The organism is Amycolatopsis keratiniphila subsp. keratiniphila (genome assembly GCF_001620365.2).
Taxonomy (GTDB): domain Bacteria; phylum Actinomycetota; class Actinomycetes; order Mycobacteriales; family Pseudonocardiaceae; genus Amycolatopsis; species Amycolatopsis keratiniphila.
On sequence record NZ_LQMT02000045.1, the window covers coordinates 1 to 24,413 of the forward strand.

At 68.8% G+C, this 24,413-nt stretch carries 21 protein-coding genes and 1 pseudogene; 10 read left to right on the forward strand and 12 right to left on the reverse strand.

Annotated features, from left to right (window positions below; translation table 11 throughout):
- The 7 genes and pseudogenes from AVR91_RS40255 to AVR91_RS40285 all read right to left on the reverse strand — a co-directional run.
- A pseudogene (locus AVR91_RS40255) lies at positions 1-303 on the reverse strand (HNH endonuclease signature motif containing protein); the annotation flags it as partial.
- 424 nt (positions 304-727) lie between these two features.
- Complete coding sequence (locus tag AVR91_RS40260; RefSeq protein WP_063823138.1) at positions 728-1,267, reverse strand: GNAT family N-acetyltransferase; 540 nt, start codon at positions 1,265-1,267, stop codon at positions 728-730.
- A 72-nt stretch (positions 1,268-1,339) separates the two neighbouring features.
- Positions 1,340-2,089, reverse strand: a complete 750-nt coding sequence (locus AVR91_RS40265) for an SDR family NAD(P)-dependent oxidoreductase (protein WP_063274012.1) — start codon at positions 2,087-2,089, stop codon at positions 1,340-1,342.
- Positions 2,077-3,144 carry an ABC transporter permease subunit gene (locus AVR91_RS40270; RefSeq protein ID WP_211282826.1) on the reverse strand — a complete coding sequence of 356 codons (1,068 nt, stop codon included), beginning with the start codon at positions 3,142-3,144 and terminating at the stop codon, positions 2,077-2,079. The genes AVR91_RS40265 and AVR91_RS40270 overlap by 13 nt, the downstream gene beginning before the upstream one ends.
- Positions 3,141-4,028 (reverse strand): ABC transporter ATP-binding protein, encoded by an 888-nt coding sequence (locus tag AVR91_RS40275; RefSeq protein ID WP_063274013.1) that lies wholly within the window; start codon positions 4,026-4,028, stop codon positions 3,141-3,143. Before AVR91_RS40275 ends, AVR91_RS40270 begins: the two co-directional genes overlap by 4 nt.
- Positions 4,025-4,417 carry a GntR family transcriptional regulator gene (locus AVR91_RS40280; protein WP_063274014.1) on the reverse strand — a complete coding sequence of 131 codons (393 nt, stop codon included), beginning with the start codon at positions 4,415-4,417 and terminating at the stop codon, positions 4,025-4,027. The genes AVR91_RS40275 and AVR91_RS40280 overlap by 4 nt, the downstream gene beginning before the upstream one ends.
- Positions 4,418-4,491: 74 nt before the next feature.
- Positions 4,492-5,670 (reverse strand): glycosyltransferase 87 family protein, encoded by a 1,179-nt coding sequence (locus AVR91_RS40285; RefSeq protein ID WP_063274015.1) that lies wholly within the window; start codon positions 5,668-5,670, stop codon positions 4,492-4,494.
- A gap of 135 nt (positions 5,671-5,805) precedes the next feature.
- On the opposite strand from AVR91_RS40285, the gene AVR91_RS40290 reads away from it, so the two are divergent.
- The 4 genes from AVR91_RS40290 to AVR91_RS40305 all read left to right on the forward strand — a co-directional run bounded on the left by AVR91_RS40290 (position 5,806) and on the right by AVR91_RS40305 (position 10,250).
- A complete protein-coding gene (locus tag AVR91_RS40290) occupies positions 5,806-6,711 on the forward strand; it encodes an AraC family transcriptional regulator (RefSeq protein WP_063274016.1) in 906 nt (301 codons plus the stop codon).
- Positions 6,712-6,789: 78 nt separating this feature from the next.
- The gene (locus AVR91_RS40295) at positions 6,790-7,632 is read left to right on the forward strand and encodes a dioxygenase family protein (RefSeq protein ID WP_063274017.1); all 843 of its coding nucleotides are present in this window, start codon (positions 6,790-6,792) and stop codon (positions 7,630-7,632) included.
- 193 nt (positions 7,633-7,825) lie between these two features.
- Positions 7,826-9,169 (forward strand): erythromycin esterase family protein, encoded by a 1,344-nt coding sequence (locus AVR91_RS40300; protein WP_063274018.1) that lies wholly within the window; start codon positions 7,826-7,828, stop codon positions 9,167-9,169.
- Between the two features lie 121 nt (positions 9,170-9,290).
- Positions 9,291-10,250, forward strand: a complete 960-nt coding sequence (locus AVR91_RS40305; protein ID WP_063274019.1) for a sporulation protein — start codon at positions 9,291-9,293, stop codon at positions 10,248-10,250.
- Between the two features lie 58 nt (positions 10,251-10,308).
- On the opposite strand, the gene AVR91_RS40310 is transcribed toward AVR91_RS40305, so the two are convergent.
- On the reverse strand, positions 10,309-11,514 hold the full coding sequence (locus AVR91_RS40310) for an acyl-CoA dehydrogenase family protein (RefSeq protein ID WP_063274020.1): 1,206 nt from the start codon (positions 11,512-11,514) through the stop codon (positions 10,309-10,311).
- Between the two features lie 186 nt (positions 11,515-11,700).
- Here AVR91_RS40310 and AVR91_RS40315 point away from each other — a divergent pair, with 186 nt between their 5' ends.
- Complete coding sequence (locus tag AVR91_RS40315; protein WP_016331815.1) at positions 11,701-12,195, forward strand: MarR family winged helix-turn-helix transcriptional regulator; 495 nt, start codon at positions 11,701-11,703, stop codon at positions 12,193-12,195.
- A gap of 179 nt (positions 12,196-12,374) precedes the next feature.
- Positions 12,375-13,547: an MFS transporter gene (locus AVR91_RS40320; protein WP_063274021.1), complete on the forward strand. Its 1,173-nt coding sequence runs from the start codon at positions 12,375-12,377 to the stop codon at positions 13,545-13,547.
- Here the strand turns inward: AVR91_RS40320 and AVR91_RS40325 are convergent, their stop codons facing one another.
- Genes AVR91_RS40325 through AVR91_RS40340 form a run of 4 tightly spaced genes read right to left on the reverse strand, consistent with a single transcriptional unit; the run spans position 13,548 to position 19,114 of the window.
- A complete protein-coding gene (locus tag AVR91_RS40325) occupies positions 13,548-14,744 on the reverse strand; it encodes a GNAT family N-acetyltransferase (RefSeq protein WP_063274022.1) in 1,197 nt (398 codons plus the stop codon).
- 31 nt (positions 14,745-14,775) lie between these two features.
- On the reverse strand, positions 14,776-16,476 hold the full coding sequence (locus AVR91_RS40330) for an ABC transporter ATP-binding protein (protein WP_063274023.1): 1,701 nt from the start codon (positions 16,474-16,476) through the stop codon (positions 14,776-14,778).
- A complete protein-coding gene (locus tag AVR91_RS40335; protein ID WP_063274024.1) occupies positions 16,473-18,215 on the reverse strand; it encodes an ABC transporter ATP-binding protein in 1,743 nt (580 codons plus the stop codon). Before AVR91_RS40335 ends, AVR91_RS40330 begins: the two co-directional genes overlap by 4 nt.
- Complete coding sequence (locus tag AVR91_RS40340) at positions 18,212-19,114, reverse strand: alpha/beta hydrolase (protein ID WP_063274025.1); 903 nt, start codon at positions 19,112-19,114, stop codon at positions 18,212-18,214. The genes AVR91_RS40335 and AVR91_RS40340 overlap by 4 nt, the downstream gene beginning before the upstream one ends.
- A 96-nt stretch (positions 19,115-19,210) precedes the next feature.
- Between AVR91_RS40340 and AVR91_RS40345 the strand changes: the two genes are divergently transcribed.
- The 4 genes from AVR91_RS40345 to AVR91_RS40365 all read left to right on the forward strand — a co-directional run bounded on the left by AVR91_RS40345 (position 19,211) and on the right by AVR91_RS40365 (position 24,413).
- Positions 19,211-20,245 carry a PucR family transcriptional regulator gene (locus tag AVR91_RS40345; RefSeq protein WP_063274026.1) on the forward strand — a complete coding sequence of 345 codons (1,035 nt, stop codon included), beginning with the start codon at positions 19,211-19,213 and terminating at the stop codon, positions 20,243-20,245.
- Between the two features lie 149 nt (positions 20,246-20,394).
- Positions 20,395-21,111 carry a S1 family peptidase gene (locus AVR91_RS40350; protein ID WP_063274027.1) on the forward strand — a complete coding sequence of 239 codons (717 nt, stop codon included), beginning with the start codon at positions 20,395-20,397 and terminating at the stop codon, positions 21,109-21,111.
- Between the two features lie 412 nt (positions 21,112-21,523).
- The gene (locus tag AVR91_RS40360; protein WP_063274029.1) at positions 21,524-23,317 is read left to right on the forward strand and encodes a VMAP-C domain-containing protein; all 1,794 of its coding nucleotides are present in this window, start codon (positions 21,524-21,526) and stop codon (positions 23,315-23,317) included.
- 13 nt (positions 23,318-23,330) lie between these two features.
- Positions 23,331-24,413, forward strand: a complete 1,083-nt coding sequence (locus tag AVR91_RS40365) for an AAA family ATPase (protein WP_063274030.1) — start codon at positions 23,331-23,333, stop codon at positions 24,411-24,413.

The following is a 24,413-nucleotide window of genomic DNA, read 5'->3' on the forward strand; positions in this document are numbered from 1 at the left end:
CGCCAGGGGTGGTTCGGGGTCTCCGCCGATCGAGGGGCCGGGATGCAGAGCCAACACGCGGTCGGCGCGTGCGACAGCTTCTTTGTCCGAGACAAGGAAGTCCTCGAGAATCAGTCCGGCCAGCGTCGAATGACCCGAGCAGCCGCGGATCCCGCGGGAGTTGATTTCGGCGAGGATCGCGTTCTGCTCGGCATCCAACTGTCGTTTCAGGACTTCGAGTTCCTGTTTTCGGGCGTGCAGCGTCGCCGTATCGACGCGCCACCACTCGGTGGACGTCTTCGGAGGTGCTTCGTCGCTGGACACAAGATCAACGCTACGCCGGATCGAACACCTGTGCTATAGCATATTCAGACTATATCGAGGGAAAGGTCAAAAGTGGTATACCACTAGACGTTCTTCGCTAGCTTCCGACGGGTAAGAAAGTCCATGCGACGTGAGTCCGGACTGGCGGTGCAGGCAGGCCTGCTCCCGAGTGTCCACAAGGGACATGTCGCGTCGATCGGCCATCCAATTGATACTTTATGTCCGTTTCCGGACGGGGTCGCGAGTGATAATGAGGGTTAGAACCACCCAAATCACTCACGACCCCTGCGCAAAGTGGCCAAATCGGGCACTTTGCCTCTGAATGTGTCCCTTGTGGACAGTCAAGAGCGCGCCAGGTCTCTGTGGTGAGCATGCTCTCGCCACCAACTCCATCACGCCATGTTTGACTTACCTCTCAATGACTTCACTCTGAACATGGCGGTCCGGGGCAATGCTCTGACCGGAGCAGACCGTAGACGAGCACATCGACATACTCGCCGTGTTGGAAGGACCTGCCGCGCATGACCCCTTCCCGGCGGAACCCCAGGCGTTCGAGGGCTTTCTGCTCGCCGAAGTTACCGCCATTGGTGAGGGCTTCGATTCTGTTCGCCGTCGTGCGGCCGAACAGGTAGTCCACGAGCAGCCTCTGCGCCACCGTGCCCACCCCCTGTCCACGATGCTCGGGTAGCACCCCCACGCCGATCTCGTAGGTGACACCCGAGGGGAAGCCGCGAGGTTTCCAGCTGACGATGCCGATAACCGTGTCGTCGGCCCGCGCGATCGCAACCGCCGCGGACTCGGCGGAGATGTACCCGTCGATCTCCCATCGCTTGCGGCGTGCCCTCGGATCACCGAATCCGGGCCAGTCGAACTCGCCGAGCGCATCGGGATCCGTGCAGAGGCGGTCGAGAAAGGCGAGGTCGGCCTCGGTGAACGCCCTCAAGTGGATTTTGTCTGTGGTCATGAAGGCCAGTATCGCGCCCGGACATCACCCGTCAGACAGTGAGCACTCGCTCGGTCAGGAGTTTGGCCACGATCACCAAGTTGGATGTGCGGAGACACCTCCATCCACCGTGAGGTTGTGCCCCGTGATCCACGACGCGAGCGGCGAGGCGAGGAACAAGCAGGCGTTCGCGACGTCGCCGGGTGTGCCGAGCCTGCCCAAGGGCGAAGCCTGTCGCCAGCGGTGGACGCCCTCCGGCCAGGCGTCGTCGAGGCCGGGCCGGTCGATCAGGCCGGGGGAGACGGAGTTGACCCGCAGTCCTCGCGACCCGTATTCGAGCGCGGCGGCTCGGGCGTGCATGACCAGGGCGGCCTTCGCGCTGCTGTAGTGCGCGTGTCCCGGCGCGGGATGGGTCGCTTCGATCGAGGCGATATGAATGACGCTGCCGCCCTTCATCACTTCGGCCGCGGCCTGGGTGCACGAGAACGCGCTGGTGAGGTTCGCGTCGAGGACGGCGCGCCAGCTCTCCGCCGACATCTCCGGCAGCGGCTCGATCGGCTGCACGCCGGCGTTGTTGACCAGGGTGTCCAGCCGCCCGGTCCAGGCTGCGGCAGCCGCCACGAGCCGTCGGCATTCGCCGTCGTCGGTGAGGTCGGCGGCGAACGCCTCGGCGGCGCCGCCCGCCTCCTGGATCCGTTCGACGACGGCGAGCGCCGAGGCCGTGTCACGGTGGTAGTGCACGGCGACGGCACTGCCCGCCTCGGCGAAGCGCAGTGCGATGCCGCGGCCGATCCCGCCGCTGGCCCCGGTTACGAGGGTGGTGGTACCGGTCAGATCGAGCATCGAGGTCCTTTCAGGCGAGACGGCGGCGGATCCACCAGAAACAGAATCCCGCGAGACCGAGGGTGAGTGCCAGATACAGCGCGCTCTCGATCCATTGGAACGGCCAGAATCGCGTCGGCGGGTGATAGACCAGATGCTGTCGATAGCCGAGCCGGCTGATTTCGGCCAGGCACAGATCCATCGGGTCGGCCCCGGTGCCCCGGCCGCCGGGCGGCGCCGACGGTGAACACGGGCCGTTGGACGTCGGCATCGTGACGTTCTCGACGGGTTTGCCTGCGGCGTCGACGGTTTCGCCCGTCAGCAGCCAGCCGCCGGGATCCGGTGCCTTGGCTTCGAAATGGAATACGCCGGTGTTCGGGTTCCGGCCGATTCCGTCCACAGTGGACGTAGAGCTCGAAGGTCGCGTCGATCGAGGGCAGCAGATGGGGCCGGACGACGATCGGCACGGCGACCTGGACCACCGCGAACGCGGCCAGTGTCAGTGCCATTGCGGGCAGGCTGCGGCGCACCAGCATGCCGATGGTGACGCCGAGCGCGAAGGCGAACGCCGAGTACGCGATGGGGACGACACCGCGCGCGTCGAACACCATCGCCGAAAGCCGAGGGAAGTCCTTCACGGCGGCCTGTTCGAAGGTGGTCGCCCACCAGGTCACCGCCAGGCTGCCCACGCCACCGGCCAGCATCGCGGCCACCCCGGTGATCCCCAATTTCACCGCCAGCCACCGTGTCCTGGTGACGCTCTGGTTCCAGATCAGCCGGTGCGTCCCGGCCTCGAGCTCGCGGGTGAACAGCGGCGCGCCCCAGAAGAGGCCGATGAGAGCGGGCAGCAGGAGCACGAGCGCGGTGACGGCCAGGAAGGTGTTCTGGTGGTCGTCGAGGAAGCGCTCGCTGAAGTCGTCGCAGGCGGCGGTGTCGCCCGCGCAGGTCGCGATCCCCGTGGCGTACTCGCCGGAGATGGCGGGCCCGGTGACGGCCAGGACGAGCGCGAGCGCCGCCAGTGCCCCGAACACGGCCGCGGCCGGGAGCCGGAATTGCCGCCAGGTCAGCCAGATCATCTCCGGACCTCCAGGATCCGCCGGTGATTCGTGGTGGTTTTGGTCAGATAGGCCAGGACGAGGTCTTCGAGGCTCAGCTTGCTCACCGTCCAGGCGGGATCGTGGATCGGCTCCTCGGTGCGGACGACGAAGGTGCTTTGGACGTCCGTATGGCTTTCCGAGACGACGTGCTGGCTCGACGGGAGCCTGGCGGCGTCGCGGCGCGGGCCGGTCAGGCGGTGGTGGGTGGCGAGCAGGGTCTCGACCTCGCCGGACACCTGCACGCGGGAGTCGATGAGCACGATCAGGAAGTCGCAGGCGCGTTCCAGATCCGAGACCAGATGGGACGACAGCACCACGTTCAGCTCCTGCTCGACGGTGGCTTCGAGCAGCCCCTGCAGGAATTCGCGGCGTGCCAAGGGATCGAGCGCGGCGACGGGTTCGTCGAGGATCAGCAGTTCCGGCCGTTTCGCCACGCCGAGGGTGAGGGCGAGCTGGGCGCGCTGACCGCCGGAGAGTTTCCCGGCCTTGCGCGCGGGATCGAGACCGAGGCGGGCGATGCGGTCCCTGGCCAGCGCGTCGTCCCAGCCGGGATTGAGCCGCGCGCCGAGCTTCAGATGGTCTTCGACGGTCAGACCGGCGTAGGTCGGGGTGTCCTGTGCGACGAAGCCGACCTTGGCGAGCTGGGCCGGGTTCGCGCCGGGACGTCCGCCCAGCACGGTGATCCGGCCGGTGGTCGGCGGCAGCTGGCCGGCGGCCATGTTCAGCAGCGTGGTCTTGCCCGCTCCGTTGGGGCCGACCAGCCCGACCACGTGCCCGGCCGGGATGTCCAGCGTGCACTCGGAGAGCGCCCAGTTCTTGCCGTATCTCTTGCCGAGACCCTCGGTTCGCAGGACGGCGGTCATGCTATTTCCTCTCCGGCGACGGTCCGAAAGGTCGTCATGAACAGCGCCTCGATGCTCTCGTCGTCGAGCCCGGCCTTGCGCGCCTTCGCCAGCCATCGCTGCAGCTCCATCCGCAGGGGGCCGTGCGCGGCGAGGGAGGCGTCGGTGAGCGTCGCCGTCACGAAGGTACCGACGCCCGGCCTCGCGGCGACAAGGCCTTCGTGTTCGAGCTCGCGATACGCCTTGAGCACGGTGTTGGGGTTGATCGCCAGCCTGGCCACCACTTCCTTGACCGTCGGCAGCTGGTCGCCCTCGGCGAGCAGGCCGAGCCGCAGCGCCTGCCGCACCTGGCGGACGAGCTGCAGGTACGGCGACAGGCCGGAGTGGTCCTCGAGGTGGAACTCGATCATGGTAACTCCATTTATCTAGTTAACTAGTACTATAGAGACATGGAGGAGCGCGGTGTCAAGGCGCGTTCAGCGGGCTAAACGCGTTTCCGCAGGGAGAGCGAACCCGCGACGGCGAGGAAGACCAGACCCGCGAGGACGTAGCAGTTCCCCAGCCACTGCTGGGTGGTCGTCCAGGTCTGGCCCGGCCGGTCGAAGGCCGGGAAGTACCGGAACGGTGCCGCGACGAAGATCGTGGCCACGACGCCGGTGACGGCCAGCCAGCCTGCCGCACGGCGGCGGTCTCGGCGGTGCAGGACCGCGAAGGCGGCGGTGGTGAACAGCGCCGGCGCGATCCACACCCAGTGATGCGACCACGACGTCGGCGAGATGAGCAGGGCGAACGTCGCGTTCAGCAGCAACGCCTGCACCGGCGCCGAGCGGTACATGGTCACCGTCACCAGTACCAGCAGTACACCGGTGAGGACGATCCAAAGCGGTTTCGCGGCGGACTCGACGCCGAACCGGGCCAGCACGGCCTGCAGGGTCTGGTTGGTGTGGAACGAAGTCCCGCTGATCCCGGACGCCCCGGCGAAGCCGCCGAACCAGTAACGCGCGGAGGCCTCCGGCGCGACCGCGAACGCGACGGCCGAGGCGGCCATGAAGGTGCCCATCGCGGTCAGCGCGCCGCGGAAGTCCTTGCGTACCAGGAAGAACAGCAGGAACGCCATCGGTGTCAGCTTGACGGCGGCGGCGAGACCGACTCCGATGCCCCGGTAACGACCCCGTGCCAGCAGGCAGTCGGCCGCGACGAGGCCCATGAGCAACAGATTGATCTGGCCGAAGCCGAGCGTCTGGCGGACCGGTTCGAGGAAGAGCGCCGGAGTGATCGCCAATGCGGCGACGAGCAACGCCTTCCGCCGGTCCCCGGACGGCCACAGCGTGCGGACTATCCCGTAGAAGGTGATGCCCAGCGCGGCCAGGCTGAGCGCGAACAGCAACAGCACCGCGCCCGTCCACGGCACCAGCGCCAGCGGGGTGAGCACCAGTGCAGCGAACGGCGGGTAGATGAACAGCAGGGGGATGCCGGCCTCGGAAAGCGGCAACGCGCCGTACAGATCGCCACCGCTCCACAGCGTGTCGACGCCGAAACGGTAGATCTCGAGGTCGCTGTGCGAAGTGCCCGCCGTCGCCATGGCCACGGCGCACGCCAGCGCCAAAGCGGCGAACGCGCCGAGCGACCACCGGGCCCGACCGCGCGACTTGGTGGGAGACATCGCGTGGTGACCCTTCGGACGTGCGTCGATGATCCCGACTGTACCCGGCGGGGGAGAAGCGACTTCCGTCGGCAGTCACGGCGCGAACATTGGTCTAGACTTTTCATTCCCCAGTGTGGTGAAAGGGACCGGTCCATGCGCGGAACGACGGTGTTGCCGAGGACGCCTTGCCTGAAACCGAAGGCGGGGGAATTGCCACTGCATCGGCTGGAGGTCCGCGCGCCGGACGCCCTGCCGTTCACGGTCGGCACATTCGACACGATCGGGCCGATGTCGCGGGCGTCGTTCCCGCATCGGCACACCTTCTACGAAATCGTCCACGTCACCGGCGGTACCGGCGACCACGTCATCGATTTCACCCGCTGGGAATTGGGGCCGCCGCAACTCGCGGTCATAACGCCGGGGCAGGTGCATCATTGGGATGCCCGCGATCTCAGCGGATTCGTCGTGCTGTTCACCGACGATTTCCTGCTCGAACATCCGTCGGATCGCGAAACCCTGCGGAGGCTCAGCCAGCAACCGTGGCGGCTCGACGAACGCGCTGCCGAGGAGACGGCGCGGTTGGTCGCCGAACTCGACGAGGAATTCCGTTGCGGCGGGCAGGGTACCGATTCGGTGCTGCGGGCGCTGATGCACGTGCTGATCGTGCGGGCGGGGCGGCTTCCCGGGCTCGCGGATCCGCGTCCGCCCGCCAGGGCACAGGCCGTGGGCACGGAATTCGCCCGGTTGCTCGGCAGACCCGATCTCGGGCTCTGGTCGGTCGGCGCGCTCGCGGAACGTATCGGGGTCACGCCGGGATATCTCACCGACGCGGTGAAAACGGCGACCGGCCGGACGGCGGCACAACTGATGCGCGAAGCGCGGACACGGGAGGCGAAACGGTTCCTGCTCGGCACCGATCTCACCGTGCGGCAGGTCGCCAGCCGGGTCGGTTTCGCGGATCCCGCGTATTTCTGCCGGTTCTTCCGGCGGGAAACGGGGTTGAGCCCCGGTGATTACCGCCGGACCGGAGACGCGCCCCCGGAGATTCACCACGACTGACCACCCCAGTCCATCGTCCGCAGCTGATCTTCTCCATACCGTCGAGGGTGATTCCCGAAGCCCCCACGAGGAGCAGGTATGGACGAAGAGAACAAGCTCAGCCGAAAGACTGTGCTGAAGGCCGCGCTCGCGGCGGGTGTGGCGGCTCCGGTCGCGCTGATCGGCGGTCCCGCACTCGCGCGCACCACCGTCGCGAGCGGCCAGACACCCGAGCTGACCCCGTACTGCGACGACGGGGACGACCCGACCATTCCGCAGACCGAGGGTCCTTACTTCAAGCCGAATTCGCCGCAGCGCACCTCGCTCGTCTCGCCGGGGACGCCGGGAACGAGGCTCACCGTGTCCGGCTACGTGTTCGGGCTCGGCTGCCTGCCGATCGCGCGGGCACTGCTGGACTTCTGGCAGGCGGACGTCAACGGCGCCTACGACAACGTGGGGTACACCTTCCGCGGTCACCAGTTCACGAACGACCAAGGCGCGTTCTCGCTGAGCACCATCGTGCCCGGCCTGTACCCCGGCCGCACGCGGCACATCCACGTCAAGGTCCAGGCCCCCGGCAGGCCGGTGCTGACCACGCAGCTCTACTTCCCCAACGAGCCGCGCAACAACACCGACACGATCTTCGACCCGCGGTTGCTGATGACCGTCCGGGACGCGGGCACGGCCAAGGAGGCCGCGTTCGACTTCGTGTTGAACGTGCCGCAGACGCCGACGTCGACCTCGCGGCCGACCAGTACGACGCCGACGACGTCGACTTCGACCTCCAACCCGCCCGGCGGGACGACCTGGGCGGCGGGAACCGGCTATTCCGCGGGCGCCCGGGTCACCTACAGCGGTCGCGGTTACGTGTGCTTGCAGGCGCACACCGCCCAGCCCGGCTGGGAGCCGCCGTCCACACCCGCGTTGTGGCGCGCGGAGTGACGGACAGCCGCTGCGGAGGGAGATAAACGCGGGTGGATTCCCGCCGCCGGGTCCCACACCCCGGCGGCGGGGTCCACCCGCTTCCTCAGGGGGTGGGGTTTTCCTCACCCCGAATAGGAGCTTTACTTCAATGCGCCGGCCCCCGCTCGCGGACGATGATCGACTTCGACATCGGAGCGAAGGGGCGAACGGTATGACGAACGGCCGGAAGCGGTGGGCGAGACGGGGAGTGGTGGCCGTCGCCGTGATGGTGACGGGAGCGGTGCTCGCTCCCCTGGCGAGTCCGGCACTCGCGGCGGAGACGACCACGACCTGGCGGGATCCGGTGCGCTCGCTGGACCGGGTGGCGCATCCGCTGCGCTCGACCGAACCCGGCCGGAACAACGCCGATCTACGGGCGCTGGGCGGGATGATCGGCGGCGCGAAGGTGGTGGGCCTCGGCGAGGCGACTCACGGCTCCCACGAGTTCTTCACGATGAAGGAGCGGGTGTTCCGCTACCTGGTGGAGGAAAAAGGGTTCCGGGCCTTCGCGCTGGAGCTCAGCTGGTCCGCCGGCCTGGAGATCGACGAGTACGTCCAGACCGGGCGCGGTGACGCCCGTGAGATCGCGAAGCGCACCCTGGCCGGGTCTCCGTGGGACCGCGAGGAGTTCGTCAGCCTGATCCGGTGGATGCGCGATCACAACCGCGCGCACCCCGACCGAACGGTGCACTTCGTCGGTGACGACCTCGGCGCGCCTTCGGTGAACGACGCGTTCTTCGCGCGGATCACCGACTACATCGGGCGGCATCATCCGGAGGCGCTGCCCCGGCTCAACGAGCTGTACACGGGACTGCGCCCGATCGACGACGCGTTCGCCTACGTGCGCAAACCCGTCGACGAGCGAAGGCGGCTCGCCACACAGGCGGAGCAGGCCTTCGAGCTGGTCAAGGGCCTGACCGGCGCGGACGCCCACGGCTGGACCGAGCAGCACGCCCGGTTCGTCGCGCAGACCGCCCGCTTCCTCGCCGTCGACCTCGCGGATCCGAAGGGGCTGCCCGCGGCCCAGATCCTGCGCGACCAGGCGATGGCGCAGAACGTCGCGTGGTGGCAGCGGCGGACCGGGCACAAGATCCTGCTCTCGGCGCACAACGCCCACGTCGCGTACATCCCCGACATGCCGTCGATCTACCCGAAGACCCAAGGCGCCTTCCTGCGCGAGACGCTGGGCCGCGGCTACCTGCCGATCGGGTTCAGCTTCGACGAGGGTGCCTTCCTGTCCAAGGACACCGCGGTGGGCGGGGAGTGGAAGCGGTTCTCCGTCCCGGCCGCGCCGCCGGGGACGAACGAGGACACCCTCGACCGGGTCCGGTTCGACGACTTCTACCTGGACCTGCGCACCGCGCCGCCGGCCGCCCGCGCCTGGCTGGACACCGCCCGGCCCACCCGCACCATCGGCACGCTGTTCCCCGTCGACCCGGCGGACATCTCGCTCGGGCGCTCCTACGACGTCGTCATCCACCTGCACGACGTCCGTGAGGCCGATCTGAGAAGGTAGTGACGTCGCGCCCGTTTAGGGGTTTTTAACCCGGTTTCCCTGGCGTGCCGCGGCGGATCTCGGTAGTAGTCGAAGTGTTCCGGTACCCCCTTGTTCCAGTACCCAGCGGAGGAAATTCCTGATGTTCAAACGGATGCTCAGCGCCTTCGGCGTCGGCGGTCCGTCCGTCGACACCGTGCTCGACTCGCCGCACGCCGTTCCCGGCGAGGTGATCACCGGCCAGGTACGCATCCAGGGCGGTTCGAGCGACGCCCAGATCGAGGAGATCCTGCTTTCGCTGGTCACCAGGGTCGAGGTCGAGCACGGCGACCACGAGCGGGCCGGGACCGCGGAGTTCCTGCGGGTCAGCGCGGGCCGCAAGGTGCGGGTGACGGCGGGGCAGCTGACGACCGTCCCGTTCCAGCTCGCCCTGCCGTGGGAGACGCCGATCAGCGCGGTGGGCGGGCGTGAGCTGCCGGGCATGGTCGTCGGCGTGCGCACCGAACTCGTCATCGCCGGCGCGCCGGACAAGGGCGACCTCGACCCGGTGCTCGTCGGGCCGCTGGAATCGCAGGATCGGGTGCTGGAGGCGTTCGGCGAGCTCGGCTTCTCCTTCCGCAGCGCAGACGTCGAGGCCGGGCGGTTGCACGGTGTCCGGCAGGAGCTCGGGTTCTTCCAGGAGATCGAGTTCTTCCCGCCGTCGCGCTACGCCGGCCGGGTCAGCCAGGTGGAGCTGACCTTCGTCGCGAGCCCCGACGACCTCGTGGTGGTGCTGGAGGCGGACAGGCGCGGCGGCATGTTCCGGTCCGGCGGCGACTCCTTCGGCCGTTTCCACGTTTCGCACGAGGAGGCCTTGCGCACCGACTGGGCCGCGGCCATCGACGGCTGGCTGGCCAAGGTCGCCGAATCCGGCGGCGGGCACGCCATGTTCAGCGGGCACCAGGAGCACTACGACTACGACCACCACGGTCACCACGGCAGGCGCGGTCCGGGGATGGGCGGCGTGGTCGCCGGCGCCGCGGCCGGTGTGGTCGGCGGCATGATCCTCGGCGAGGTCATGGAAGACGTCTTCGACGGCGGCGACGAGGGTTTCGAGGAGTGATCCGGCCTCTGGGCACACCGGCTCCGGTGTGCCCAGAGCTCACTTCGCGGTGGCCGGCTCAGGTGTACCAGGTGGGCTCCGGGAGTTCGTTCAGCAATGCGTACACACCGACTTCGCGGCGCTTGTAGGCCACCGGATCGTGCAGTGAATGCGTGCGCAGGTTCCGCCAGAACCGGTCCAAGCCGTATTTCGTGGCGCTCGCGCGGGCTCCGGTCAGTTCGAAGATCTTCGTGCCGATTTCGAGGCCGGTTTCGATCGCGCGCTGTTTCGCGGCCGCGATGAGGACCGCGACTTCGCCGCGGGCCTCGGGTGTCAATTCCTCGCGCGGCGCGTGCAGCACGGCCGAAATCGCGGTTCCGGCCTTGTCCGCGAGTGCCTCGGCCGCCCACAGTTTCGACTGGAGATCACCGTAGCCTTCGAGGATGTACCACTCTTCACCGGCGGAAGTCTTGTCGTCGCCGCCGTACGGCCAAGCGCGGGTGTGCTCGCGGGTGTAGGTCAGCGCGGTTTCCAATGCCCCTTGGGCGATGCCGAGGTAGAAGTCGGTGAACACCAGCTGGATCGCCGGGACGTTGAGCGTGTTGTAGGTCAAGGGGTGGAACTTCTTGTCGACGTAGCCCGCCGCGCTCGCCCACGGGACGCGGACGTCGGTGATGGTCACGCTGCCCGATTCGGTGAGCCGCTGACCGATGTTGTCCCAGTCGTCGTGGAAGACGATACCGTCCTGTTCGGACGGAACGATGGCGAAGACGTGGTCCTCGGTGCCCTCCAGGACACCTTCGAGCACGGTCAGATCGGAGATCTTGCCGCCGGTGGAGAACGACTTGTGTCCGTTGTAGACGATCTCGTCGCCGTCCTCGGTGATCTTCAGGTCGGAGTCACGAGGGTTGACCGCGCCGCCGAACACGAAGTTGTTGCGCGTGTACAGTTCTTCGACCGCGGCGATCTGCTCGTCGGTCGCCACCAGGCGCGCGGCCCACGCCCAGAGGTAGTGGTAGCCGAGCAGCTGGCCGATCGAGCCGTCGCCGCGCGCGACCTCGCGGATCACGCGGTAGGCGGTCTCCCAGCTCTGGCCGCCACCGCCGTGCTCGACCGGGCCGAGCAGGGTCACCAGACCGGAGTCCTTGAGCAGCCGCACTTCCGCGTAAGGCGTCTCGTTCTTCCGGTCGCGTTCGGCCGCGTCCACCGCGAGTTCGGCGGCGACCTCCCGTGCGGTGGTGAGCCATTCACTGGCGGATCGGACGCGGTTCTCGGTCGTGGTCATAGGTGAATTCCGTTCTGTGCGAGGGCGAACGGGTTTCCGGGCAGCATGCGGCGCCCGGAATTCCCGGGTGTTTCCGAAATGAGCGGACACTGATTCAGGCCGGACAGCGCATGCGTCCGAGTAGAGCAGTGGCGTTACGGGGTGTCAACGAACGTCCGCGCTCTGAGACCGGGGTAATCTCCGGTCGTGCCGGATCACGTCGACCACATCCTTCGCCAGTGGGCCGAAGCCCGTCCCGACCTGGACGTTTCCCCGATGGGCGTCATCGGGCGGCTGACCAGGCTGACCCGGGTCCTGGAAGGCGAGCTGCGCAAGACGTTCGCGCGCCACGACCTCGACCGGTCGTCGTTCGACGTCCTGGCGACCCTGCGCCGGGCCGGCACGCTGACTCCTGCCGACCTGATGCGCTCGGCGATGATCACCTCCGGCGCGGTCACCCAGCGGCTCGACCGCCTCGAACAACGCGGCCTGGTCGTCCGTCTGCCCGACGAGACGAACGGCCGCCGCGTGCTGGTCGACCTCACCGCGGAAGGCCGCGAACTCATCGACCGCGCCCTGCCCGATCACGTCGACACCGAGCATCGGCTCCTGAGTGCGGTCAGCGCCGAGGAGCGGGACGAGCTGGCCGTCTTGCTGCGAAACCTGTTGCAGTCACTGGGAGATGTGGCTCTCGACGACTGACGCACGCCCTCTCTCGAGTACTCGTTTGACTTAGCGCTAAGCATCAAATAGCTTAGCGCTAAGAGGTTCGCGGGGTGGTCCCGCGCGCCGTCGATCCTTCTGGAGCGAAGCACCCCAGGGGCGGAATCGCCGTGCCCGCAGGGGTTTCTTCGTCATGCTCGTGAATCGAGAGAGAAGAAATGGTCACCCGAACCGAAAACGCGCACTCGACCCTGAAGGGCTGGGCGGGGGTCGCCGCCATCACCGCCAGCCTGTTCGTCTTCCTCACCACCGAACTGATGCCCGTCGGCCTGCTCACCCCGGTCAGTACCAGTCTGGACATCTCGGTCGGTGCCGCCGGGCTGATGGTCACGCTCTACGGCGTCTCGGCCGGGCTCGGCGTGCCGTTCGTGGTCGCGTGGACGCGGCGGATCAACCGGCGCGTCCTGCTCTCCACGCTGCTCGCCATCCTGACCGCCGGCAACCTGATCACCGCCCTCGCGCCCGGATATCCGCTGGTACTGGCGACCCGACTCGTCATGGGCTTCGCCAACGGCGCGTTCTGGGCCATCGGCGTGGGGATGGCGATGCGGATCGTCCCCGGCCGCCACGCCAACCGGGCGGCGGCGGTCGTGATGTCCGGTATCTCCGTCGCCACCGTGCTGGGAATGCCGCTGGGCACCGTCCTGGAGCGCCTCGTCGGCTGGCAGGCCACGTTCCTGATCTGGAGCGGGCTCAGCGTCCTGGTCTTCCTCGCCGTGCTCGTCCTGGTCCCGTCCCTGCCGTCGGCGAACGCGGTCCCGGTCCGCGAGGTCTTCGGCCTGCCACGGGTGAACGCGCGCCTGCGGTCGGTCCTGATCACCGTGGTCCTGTTCGTGCTCGGGCACTTCGGCGTCTACACCTTCATCCGTCCCTTCCTGGAAGGCACTTCGTCGGCGTCGCCCGCCTTCGTCACGGTGTGCCTGATCGTCTTCGGTGCCGGTGGGGCGGTGGGGAACTTCGTCGCGGGGCATTTCGTGGCGAAGAACGTGCTCGTCAGCTTCGCGGTCGGAGCGGCCGGGCTCGTGGCGTCCCTGGTGCTGCTGCTCGTGGTCGGCCACGCGCAGGCGGGGGCGCTGATCGCGCTCGTGCTCTGGGGACTGTCCTACGGCGTGGTGCAGCTGAGCCAGCTCACCATGACGCAGCGGTCCGCGCCCGACACGTTCGAGGCCGCCATGTCGCTCAACACCTTGGCGTACAACACTTCCATCGCTCTGGGGGCGTTGTTCGCGGGCTTGCTCGCTGACCACGCCGGGATCACCAGTGTGGTGTGGTTCGGCGTGGTGCTGACCGCGGCGTCGCTGCTGTTCACGGTCGGCACCCGCCGGACCTGATCAGAACCAGTGCAGGCAGTGCGGAGGACGCTCGGTGCGGAACAGGGCGTCGGCGAGCGCGGCCGCCTCCGGGTGATGGGCGCGGATGTGGCCCGCCCGCACGAGCGTGCTCGGGGTGGTGCCACCGAGATAGATCGAGCCCAGATCGCTCACGTCCAGGGACAGGTCGGGTTCCCGCTCCGTCGGGACGCAGGCCGCCTCACCTCCCCGGATGGTGAGCAGGTAGCGGCCGTGCTCGCCGAGCGCCGGGTCGCCGACGTCGAGGACGAGCTCGCCGTCGGTCTGCCAACCGCGGGCGGTGAGTGCCCGGGGGACGTCGAGCAGCCGCACCCACAGCCAGTCGGTGTCGCCGCCGAGTTCCCCGGCGCGGAAGTCTTCGAGCTGCCAGCGCAGCGGATCGTCGAGCGGGCGGTGCTTGAACACGACTTCGGTGACGAGGTCGTGCCCGAGCAGGAACCTGGCCAGTGCCGTGGACACCGCGTCGTCGGTGGCGATGGTCTCGTCGACGGTCAGCGTGGAGGGTTCGGTGAGCGAGTAGGAGGCGTAGCCGTCGGGTACGCCATCGGCGTCGCGATGCACGGCGACGTGACGTTGCGCCCGGGAGATCGGGGACTGCCCGGCCCCGGCCTCCCACCAACCGTGCGGGCGCGACAGCGCGCCGGGCCGGGTGCGGCGATACCGGTCGTAGACGGTTTCCAGGATTTCGCCACAGTCGGCCCGGCGCAGCACCTCGATCGAACCGGTGGTCACCCCGGCCGTCCGGGGGACGGCGAAGGCGGCCCGGTGGCGTTGCACCGTCAGGCGCCGCGTGTAGGTCGCCGGTCCGTAGCCGAACCGGCGGTAGATCAGGGCCTCCGACGCCAGCAGGACGGAGAGGAACTCGCCCCTGACCCGGAAGTCGGCGAGCTGGTGCCGCATCATCGCGCTGAGCACGCCTTGGCGACGGTGCGAGGGCAGGACGCCGACCGCGGTCACGCCGGCGACCGGGACGACGACCTCACCGGGCAGGGTGAGCTCGAAGGAGTACGCGGCGGCCGTGCCGACCGGCCGCCCGTCCTCGGTCACCGCGAGCAGGCCTCGGTCCATTTCGAGTGCGGACCAGGTCTCGCCCGCGGTGTCCGGGAAACGGGCGAACGCGGTGAACATGGTGTCGACGAAGACGGCGCGGTCGTCGGCGGTCGTGGAACGGATCTTCATGGGCACAGTGCATTGCCGTCCCCCGGCGGCGTCAAGCGATTTGCGGCTCCAGGAACCCGGCGTACCGGCCGCCGAGCCGGGCCAGTTCGCCGTGGCTCCCTTCCTCCGCGATCCGGCCGCCGTCCAGGAAGACCACGTGGTCCGCACGTTCGACGGTGCGCAGCCGGTGCGCCACCATCACCACCGTCCGGCCCGCCATGAGCCGCTCGATGCCGGCGTGAACGGCCGCTTCGTTGACCGGATCCAGCGCGGAGGTCACCTCGTCGAGCAGCACGATGGGCGCGTCCTTCAGCAGGGCGCGCGCGATCGACACCCGCTGGCGTTCCCCGCCGGACAGCAGGGCGCCGCCCTCACCGACGTTCGCGGACCAGCCGCCGGGCAGCCGTTCGATCACCTCGTCGAGGCGGGCAGCCGTCGCCGCGGCCCGCACTTCGGCGTCGTCGGCGTCCGGACGGCCCAGCCGGACGTTCTCCTCGACCGTGCCGTCGAAGAGGTAGACGTCCTGGAACACGATCGCGATCCGGGACATCAGGTCGTCGGTGCTCATCGCGCGGACGTCCACGCCGCCGACCCGCACCGCGCCCGAATCCACGTCGTGGAACCGGGCGAGCAGCTGCAGCACCGTGCTCTTGCCGGCACCCGAAGGGCCGACGATGGCGAGCTTCTGTCCTTCGTGGACGGTCAGCGAGAGGCCGTCGAGCACCGCGCGGCCACCGCGGGTGAAGACGGCCGACTCGAACTCCAGATCGTGCCGCTCCGGCCGCACCGGTTCCGGCGGCTCCGGCAGCGGTTCGGTGCGCAGCAGCGCGTCGAGCCGCACCAGCACCGAACGCGCGCCGCGGAGTTTGCCGCCGATGTCCGTCAGCGAGAGCAGCGGATCGGCGCAGCGCGTGGCCAGGACGAGGATCGCCACGACCTCGGCCGCCCCGATCTCCCCGCCGAGCGCGAGGAAGGCGCCGAGCGTCAGCAGGACGGTGAACAACGCCTGCACCGTGAACGTCAGCCCCACGACACCGGGCAGCGCCGACAGGGTGGACCGGCGGTTCGCCCGCTGGAGGTCCTGTAGCGAGTCGTCGAGCAGCCGGAATCGTTCCGCGGCCCGCCCGCCGGCCCGCAGCACCGGCTGAGCCTGCAGATACTCGATGACCCGGCCCGTCGCCTCGGTGCCGCGCCGGGAGGACTCTTCGTCGGCGGCGGCCGTCGAACGGCCCGTCCACACCTGGATCGCCACCACGACCGGGACGGCGATCAGCGCGGCCAGCCCCAGCCGCCCATCGAAGGCGAAGATCACGAGCACGATCGTCAGCGGGGTGACGCACGCGGCCATGAACGGGGCCAGCAGATGCGCGATCACGCCCATCGCCTGCAGCACACCGGGTCCGGCCAGCGCCGACACCTCACCGACGCGGTTCCCGCCGTACCAGCCCATCGGCAGCCGGGCGAGATGGTCGCCGAGCCGGTGGTACATCCCGCGCAGCAACGTCGTCCCGGCACGGAAGCCGGAGAGATCGGCGCGGTAGCGCAGGATCGCGAACACCGAGAAGGCCGCGCCGAACGCGATCAGCCACGGGACGGCGTCGCCGGGAGTGCTCCCGAGCAGCGCCCGCAGCACGGGGACCAGCAACGCGTAGGACAGCCCTTCGACGATCCCGGTCACGGTCATCAGCGCCACGGTCCGCCGCACCGGCGGGGCGTGCTCGGGGCCGAGGACGCTCAGCAACATCCGGATCATCGAGGTTCCCCCTGTGGTTCGGCGGCGTGCCGGGAACGCCAGAAGGCGGCGAATTTCCCGTTGCCGGTCAGCAGATCCGCGGGTTTGCCGCGTTCGGCGATGGTGCCGTTCTCCAGTAGTACGACGGTGTCGGCGTCGACGACCGTCTCCAGACGGTGCGCGATGACCAGGAGCGTCCGGTCTTCCCGTGCCGTCGCCAGCGCCCGGCGCACGGCCAGTTCCGTCTGCGGGTCGGCGAACGCGGTGGCCTCGTCGAGCACCAGCACGGGCGTGTCGGCGAGCAACGCGCGGGCCAGCGAGATCCGCTGGGCTTCCCCGCCCGACAGCCCGGTTTCCTCGTGCAGCACCGTTTCGTAGCCGCGCGGCAGTTCGAGGATCCGGTCGTGGATGTTCGCCAGCCGGGCGGCGCGGACGACGTCGTCGAGATCGGCGTGCGGCACGGCCAGCGCGATGTTGTCCGCGACCGACGCGCGCAGCAGGCGGACGTCCTGGAACACGAAGGAGACCTTGCGGTACAGCTCCTGGCTGCCGATCTCGCGCAGATCGACGCCGCCCAGCAGGACTTTTCCTTCCGTGGGGTCGAAGAACCGCGGCAACAGAGTGACCAAAGTGGACTTCCCGCTGCCGGACGGGCCGACGAGGGCGGTGACCGTGCCCGGTTCGAGTACCAGATCGATGCCGTGCAGGACCTCGCGATCGGCCTCGTAGCCGAACCGGACGTCCCGCAGCTCGACCCGATGCCCTTGCGGCACAAGAGGACTCTCCGGTTCCGGCAGGGGCTGGACGGCGAGCACGTCGCGGATCCGGCCGGTCGCGCGCCGGGCGGCCTGCAGTTCGTCGAAGCCGTGGCCGAGCGCGGCCACGGGGGCGGTCAAGCCCAGTCCCAGCACCAGGAACGGCAGGAGATCGACCGGGGCGAGGCCGTCGCCGGTGATCAGCAGCGTGCCGCCGATCAAGACCACCAGCAGGACGAACGGCGGTGACAGCGCGAGCTGCATCCCCGCCGCCGGGCCGGCCATCCCGCGCACCCATCGGGTGAAGGTGGCGACGAAATCGTCCGCGGCGGTGCGGAACCTGCGATGGGCGCGGCCCGCTCCGCCGAACGTCTTGACCACGGCGATGCCCTGGACGAATTCGACGACCGAATCCGAGATGCCCGCCATGCCCCGGTCGAACTCCTCCTGCTCACGCAGCCGGGAGGGCGTCATCATCAACGGGACCAGCGCCACCGCCAGCACCACCGGGATGAGCGTGATCAGGGTGAGCCGCCAGTCGATGGTGAGCAGGTAGCCCAGCGACACCAGCGGCACGACGAAGGCGGAGACGAGCTCGCCGGGCGTATGGGCGATGAACGGGTGCACGGCGCCGACGTCCTCGCCGACGACCTTGGCCAGCTCGCCGGTGCGGCGCCCGGAGAACCAGCCGATCGGCACGCGGCCGAGGCGGTCGGCGAGCAGACGGCGGAAGGTGAGCTGGACCCGGCCGTCGAGCAGATGCCCGATCCCGGACGAAGCGGCCGTGAGCACCAGCCGGACGAACAATCCGGCCGCGCCGGCGATCACCGCGGTCCAGACCCGCCCTTCGTCGACCGGGCCGGGCGTCAGCAGCGCCCGGCCCAGTTCGACGACCGCGACCAGCGGCGCCAACCCCGAGACGGCGCCGACGATCTGCAGGACGACGACGGCGGCGAAACTCCCGGCGAACGGGCGCAGCAACCTGGCTGTCGTGGGCGTCGTCATGACTCGGCCAGCGCGCGGCGCAGGACGCCGCCCAGTTCGTCGATCTGGCGGCGGGACACCTCGGCGGACAGGATCGCCTGCGAGCCGTGGAAGGTGCCCGGCCAATGGTGCAGTTCGACCGAAACCCCCGCCTGCAGCAGACGGAGCGCGTACTCGATGTTCTCGTCGCGGTTGGGGCAGAACTCGGCGGCGGCGACGTACGCGGGCGGCAGCCCGGAGAGATCGGTGGCCCGCGAAGGGGCGGCATACGGCGAAGGCGCGGGCTTCCCGGCCAAGTAGTGCCCCCACGCGGCGGTGATCTTGGCGCGGTTCATCCACGGTGTGTCGGTGAAGTTCCGCGCCGACCACGACTCCTGCCGGTCGTCGAGCCCCGGCTGGTTGAGCAGCTGGAAGCAGATCCTCGGGCCGCCTTCGTCGCGGACCCGCAAGGCCGTCGCCGCCGCGAGGCCGCCGCCCGCGCTGTGCCCGCCGATCGCGATCCGGTCGGGGGAGACGCCGAGCTCGGCCGCGTGGTCCGCCGTCCAGTTCAGCACGGCGTAGGTGTCGTCGAACGCGGCGGGGAACGGGTTCTCCGGCGCCAGCCGGTACTCCACCGAGATCACCACCGCTTGGGACGCTTCGGCGAGCCGGGCCGCCCAAGGGTGCTCGGTCTCCAGGTTGCCCATGACCCAGCCGCCGCCGTGCAGCCAGATGATCGCGCCCTGAGCCTCCCGCGGCCGGTAGATCCGGATCGGGACGCCGGGGTCGCCGGGCACCGTCCGGTCCTCGACCTCCATGGCCGACGTGTCGGGCCGCGGCACCGACATGGCCAGTTTCGCGAGCTTCTCGCGATCCGCGATCGGGTCGTCGAGGTTCGCCGCGGGGAACAGGGCGATGAAGGCTTCGAGTTCGGGATCCATGACGATGATCCTTCCGGCTTCCGGGCCGGAGGGCGGCCGCCATCCGTCGCGTGTGATCGCCCCTTCGTGCGACGATCGCCGCGTAGGCTCGCCGGCATGGAGGCACTGGCCGCGCGGTTGTCGCATCTGGATCCCGACGTCGAGGGCGTGATCCGGGTCGTGATGTTCTACGACACGTTGATGCGGCGGCGGGTCGATCTCCCCGCGCTCGCCCGCGCCACCGCGGGGCTGGCGGAATGCGCGGCGGGTATCCGGCTCCACAGCACGGGACGCACCATCCGCATGGCCCCCGACGGACGGGAAGCCGCTCCGGCCTCCGTGCCCGTGTCCATGACGACGGCGGTCACCCTCGACGACGAAGAGATCGGCACGGTCTGGCTGGAACGCGAGGGCGAGCCGGGTGCCCTCGACGAAGCGGTGCTGGACCGCCTCGCGATCGCCGTCGCGACGGTCGTCGAGCGGTACGGGCCCGCCCGCACCACCATGGCCGATCCGGCGCTGGTGGAACTCGTGATCAGCTCCGCCAGTGACGACGCCGCCAGGAACCGGGCCTTGCGGCTGCTGGGTTTCCCCGGCGACGCGCCGATCCGCGTTGTCGCCGTCCGGGCCGGGCTGCCGCTCGAGAAGATCGGGGGCCTGATCTGCCACGGGCGCCCGGTCAAGGCCGCGTCACTCGGCGACGTCGGCATCATCCTGGCCGCCGCGGTGGATCCGGCCCGGTTCCCCGAAGACGTCCGGGCGGGGATCGGCGACGCCGAATGCCCGCATCGGTCCTGGCAGGACGCGACGACCGCGCTGCGGTTCACGACCGCGCGCCGTCCGGTGATCCACTATCGCGACCTCGGGGCCCTCGCGCTGCTCGCGCGGATCCCGGAGGAGGACACGCGGGCCAACGCCGACGTCGTCGCGATCACGAAGCTGGCCGCCGATCCGGAGGACCTGCGGACGCTGGACGCCTACTGCGCCACGGGTTCCGTGCGCCAGGCCGCCGATTCCCTGCACCTGCACCACAGCAGCGTGGCGCGACGGCTGACCCAGATCGGCAAGGTCCTGTCCGTCGACTTGACCGACCCGCTCGGCCTGACGCGGGTGAGGCTCGCCCTCACCGCTTGGCGCCTGCTAGGCGAGTGACTACCTAATGATCTTCGCCGGGCCCTCGAAATAAATAGGTAGCCGACGCGAACTTTCGTCGGTTTCCGGCTTCCCTTGGCACGACACAGAATCAGCGCGTTCGTCCCCACTGAAGCGGCCGGATCCCCGCCGCAGAAATGAGTCGGAACATGCGACTGCGCTCTCTTGTCCTGCTCGCCGGCACCGCGTTCATGGCGCTGCTCGGCTCGACCGCCCCCGCCGCGACCGCCGCCGAGCCCTCGGGCGTGCAGCCGATGATCATCGGTGGCCAGTACGCGCAGAACGCTCCCTGGGCGGCCAGGTTGTTCGTGAACGGCCAGCAGAACTGCACCGCCACGATCATCGCGCCGCAGTACATCCTCACCGCCAAACACTGTGTCGCGAGCAGCGGCAGCTACACGTTCCGCATCGGCAGCCTCGACCAGCAGAGCGGCGGCACCATGGCCACCGCGGCGAGCATCACCCGCCACTCGGGCGCGGACCTCGCCATCGTGCGGCTGACCAGTTCGGTCAACGCCACCTACTCGCCGCTCGGCACCACGAGCAATGTCGCGGTCGGGCAGAACGTCCAGGTCTACGGCTGGGGTGCGACGAGCCAGTGCGGCTCGGAGATCAACTGCCAGTCCCGCTACCTGAAGGTCGCCACCGTCCGGGTCAACTCGGTGAGCTGCAGCGACTACAACGGCGGGGTCGCGGTCTGCGCGAACCGCGTCGACGGCATCACCGCCGGCGGTGACTCGGGCGGCCCGATGTTCTCCGGTGGCCGCCAGGTCGGCGTCGCCTCGACCAGCGACCGGTCGAACAACACCGCGTACACCAACATCACCCGCTACCGGAGCTGGATCCAGCAGATCGCCGGCGTCTGACCGCCTTCGTGAGTGGTGAGGACGGTTCCAACCGTCCTCACCACTCACAAGGACGGGCACCGCACTCGCGTGATCGAAGCCGGAACTTGTGTGATCAGCGGCGGAACACGCGAGTGCGGCCTCCAGTCACGCGAGTCACGTCCCTGATCACGCGAGTCACGCCTTCGCTCACGCCGCACCAGTCCGTGAAGGCCTCCTTGAGGGACCCAGAGTCCCTCAAGGAGGCCTTCACGGACTTCGGCCAGCAGGTACAGAGGACACGGTTGGCTTTAACCAACCTCACCACTCACGAGCGTTAACACCGATCCACCGCACCCTATTTGTCAATTGACACTCAACTCCGGGCCGATCGACGCGATAATGTGGCGGTCGGCGCCGGTGGGTCGGCGCCGTGGACCTTGGGAGGGGGCCAGTGGCGCGACCGACGCGGGCTCTCGACCGCACGATCGTCGTGGTGGACGTCGTGGGGTTCACCGCGCCGGACCGCAACCGTCTCGACCGGCTCGCGGTGCACCAGGGCATGTACGAGGTTTTGAAGATCGCGTTCGCGGAAAGCGGTATCGACTTCGATTCCTGCGCGCACGAGGACCGCGGCGACGGCGTCTTGATCCTGCTTCCGCCCGGAACGACCAAAAGCCTGGTCGCGGACCTGCTTCCGGATCGCCTCGGGGTCGCCCTCCGCCGGTACAACCACACGCGGACACCGCAGGCACAGATGCGGCTGAGGGTGAGCCTCAACTCCGGCGAGGTGATCGGCGACGGCAACGGCTGGGTCGGGGACGCGGTCGATATCGCTTTCCGCATTCTCGACGCGCGACCGGTGAAGGAGGCGTTCGCTGAATCCGGTCGGATGATCGCCTTCATCTCATCGGAGCGTTTCTTCGCGGACGTCATCGAGAAGGACCCGGGCTTGTTGCCCGAGTTGTACACTCCGCTACCTGTTTCAGTGAAGACGTTCACCGGAATGGCTTATTTACGGCTGCACGGGGAAGTCATCGCGGATTCGGTGGTGGTGCGCGCCGAAGACCTCTTCCCGGCCGACCTGGCCGGTCCCGTTCTGGAGTTGATCCCCCGCAAGGATCTGATGGGCCTGTGCCGTCATCTGACCGGAATGCGAATCCCCAATCCGGTGGTCATGGTGAGCCGTGCGCTCGGGCCCGGGGTCCCGCCGCCCCGGCTGGACGGCGTCACCGACGCGTGGGAGATCTTCCAGCTGCTCACCGACTTCAACGCGGGGCCGGACGGGATCCCGCCCGCGTTGACCTTTCTCGGGCTGCTGGCCGAAAACACCGGCGGCAAGCCGAATCCGATGATCGAGGGCTGGCTGGCGAACCAGGCCAGGTCGCTGCGGCTCGCCCCGGCGCTAGGGAATCAGCGGCTGACCAGGCCGCCCATTCCGGATCGCCCGCATCTGCATTTGCTCATCATGCTCGAACCGGTTTCCGCGGATCCGACGCGGTGCACGCTCGCTTTCTGGAGGCAGGACGATCCGGAGGTCTGGCCGCCGTCGCTCGGCGGCGTGCGCGAAATCGCGATCGAAGAGGTCGAGCGCAGGGTCGATGACGTCATCCTGGAGACCGAGGGTGTCTGGTCCGGTCAGAGCATGTCCGCGTCGGTGGAATTCCTCCTGCCGAGGACGTTGATCAATTTGCCGGTGCAGCGATGGGCGAAGGAACACGACACCGGTCAGCCTCAGCCGTTGCGCTACGGGTACCGTCTCGGAATACGGTCTTTGGAGAGGATGCGGGCGAGGCATTGGCATCGCGCATGGCACGTTCGCTGGGATTCGATGGTGAAGGACCCCGCCGCCGACCGGCTGCACTATTCCGGTCGCCCGGAGGTCGGGGATCACCCGATCGACGCAATACTGAGCGACGAACATTGGGTCGGTCTGGTATTGGCGAAACCTCCGTCGCCCCAAGCGAAACCGGACGGTGCGCCGGACGAACTGACGAGCGCGCTCCGCAGCGGCCTGCCGGTCGTGCTGTGGCATCCGGACGCGGAGCCGGAGACCCTGCGCGAGTTGCTCGACTGGGTATTGGCCGCGGAGAGCGGTTTCAACGAACTTCCGGATCGTCGCAAGCTGGCGAATTCCGGTATGGCGGTACCGTTCAAGAATTCTCTGGCTCACGATCTGGTGGTAATGTGGGACGACCCCAAACGTGTGATCGTTCTGGACCAGCCGTTGATCCCGACTCGACTGTAAGGGGATGCCGCGGATGAGCGGGAACGATCAGGACGCGGCCGTGGACGGCCGGACGCCTCGCCTCGACGCACCCGATTGGTGGATCTACCGGGGCACCGGTATCCCGATGCACGACATCGACCTCGCGCAGTTGCTGCCCGCGCCGCCGCCGTGGCGTTCTTATCGCGGTGATCCGCCGCCGGAGAACGACGTACCGCCGCCGGACGACGGCGAGGCGGAACGTCGTCTCGGTACCGCGTTCACGCTTTCGGAGCAGAACGCCGACGCGGCCGAGCTGAACATGGTCAACGCCGCCCTGTATTTGCGCCGGCCGTTGCTGGTCACGGGAAACCCGGGAACGGGGAAATCGAGCCTCGCGTACCGGATCGCCAGGGAACTGGGCCTGGGCAGGGTGCTGCGCTGGGCGATCACCAGTCATACCGCGCTGAGTTCCGGGCTGTACGGCTACGACGCGATCGGCCGGGTCCAGGCGGCCGCGACCAGCCAGGCCCAGCGCGGCGGCGAGGCCGAAGAACCCCCGATCGGTGATTTCGTCCGGCTGGGCCCGCTGGGCACCGCCTTCCTCCCCAGCAGGCTGCCGCGCGTCCTGTTGATCGACGAACTCGACAAATCCGAGGCGGATCTGCCCAACGATCTGCTTTCGATCTTCGAGGACGGCGAATTCTCCATCGAGGAATTGACGCGTGTGCGCAACCGGCATCCCGAAGTCACCGTGCACACCGCCGACCCGCAGCGCACCGCCGTGGTCCGCGACGGCCGGATCGCCTGCCACGCCTTCCCGATCGTCGTCATGACCAGCAACGGGGAGCGGGAGTTCCCGCCCGCTTTCCTGCGCCGCTGCCTGCAGTTGCGGATCGAGAACCCGGACGAGGAGCAGCTCGCCGCGATCGTGGCCGGTCATCTGGTCGGCGAGAACGGCGAACACCGGGACAGGCTCATCCGGGAATTCGCCGAACGGAGCAAGGCGGAGGGCGGGCTCCCCACCGACAGGCTGCTCGACGCCGTCTATCTCGCGACGTCGGGCGCGTACCAGCCGGATCAGGAGGCATGGCCGCGGCTGGTGGACGCTCTGTGGCAACGACTGACGGTGCGGTGA

Coding starts and splice junctions, on each gene's coding strand:
- AVR91_RS40275 (WP_063274013.1), bottom strand. CDS start 4,028: ATGACCGCCGTCCTGCGAACCGAGGGTCTCGGCAAGAGATACGGCAAG.
- AVR91_RS40295 (WP_063274017.1), top strand. CDS start 6,790: ATGGACGAAGAGAACAAGCTCAGCCGAAAGACTGTGCTGAAGGCCGCG.
- AVR91_RS40260 (WP_063823138.1), bottom strand. CDS start 1,267: ATGACCACAGACAAAATCCACTTGAGGGCGTTCACCGAGGCCGACCTC.
- AVR91_RS40310 (WP_063274020.1), bottom strand. CDS start 11,514: ATGACCACGACCGAGAACCGCGTCCGATCCGCCAGTGAATGGCTCACC.
- AVR91_RS40270 (WP_211282826.1), bottom strand. CDS start 3,144: ATGATCTGGCTGACCTGGCGGCAATTCCGGCTCCCGGCCGCGGCCGTG.
- AVR91_RS40320 (WP_063274021.1), top strand. CDS start 12,375: ATGGTCACCCGAACCGAAAACGCGCACTCGACCCTGAAGGGCTGGGCG.
- AVR91_RS40290 (WP_063274016.1), top strand. CDS start 5,806: ATGCGCGGAACGACGGTGTTGCCGAGGACGCCTTGCCTGAAACCGAAG.
- AVR91_RS40285 (WP_063274015.1), bottom strand. CDS start 5,670: ATGTCTCCCACCAAGTCGCGCGGTCGGGCCCGGTGGTCGCTCGGCGCG.
- AVR91_RS40280 (WP_063274014.1), bottom strand. CDS start 4,417: ATGATCGAGTTCCACCTCGAGGACCACTCCGGCCTGTCGCCGTACCTG.
- AVR91_RS40350 (WP_063274027.1), top strand. CDS start 20,395: ATGCGACTGCGCTCTCTTGTCCTGCTCGCCGGCACCGCGTTCATGGCG.
- AVR91_RS40300 (WP_063274018.1), top strand. CDS start 7,826: ATGACGAACGGCCGGAAGCGGTGGGCGAGACGGGGAGTGGTGGCCGTC.
- AVR91_RS40365 (WP_063274030.1), top strand. CDS start 23,331: ATGAGCGGGAACGATCAGGACGCGGCCGTGGACGGCCGGACGCCTCGC.
- AVR91_RS40330 (WP_063274023.1), bottom strand. CDS start 16,476: ATGATCCGGATGTTGCTGAGCGTCCTCGGCCCCGAGCACGCCCCGCCG.
- AVR91_RS40265 (WP_063274012.1), bottom strand. CDS start 2,089: ATGCTCGATCTGACCGGTACCACCACCCTCGTAACCGGGGCCAGCGGC.
- AVR91_RS40345 (WP_063274026.1), top strand. CDS start 19,211: ATGGAGGCACTGGCCGCGCGGTTGTCGCATCTGGATCCCGACGTCGAG.
- AVR91_RS40305 (WP_063274019.1), top strand. CDS start 9,291: ATGTTCAAACGGATGCTCAGCGCCTTCGGCGTCGGCGGTCCGTCCGTC.
- AVR91_RS40340 (WP_063274025.1), bottom strand. CDS start 19,114: ATGGATCCCGAACTCGAAGCCTTCATCGCCCTGTTCCCCGCGGCGAAC.
- AVR91_RS40335 (WP_063274024.1), bottom strand. CDS start 18,215: ATGACGACGCCCACGACAGCCAGGTTGCTGCGCCCGTTCGCCGGGAGT.
- AVR91_RS40325 (WP_063274022.1), bottom strand. CDS start 14,744: ATGAAGATCCGTTCCACGACCGCCGACGACCGCGCCGTCTTCGTCGAC.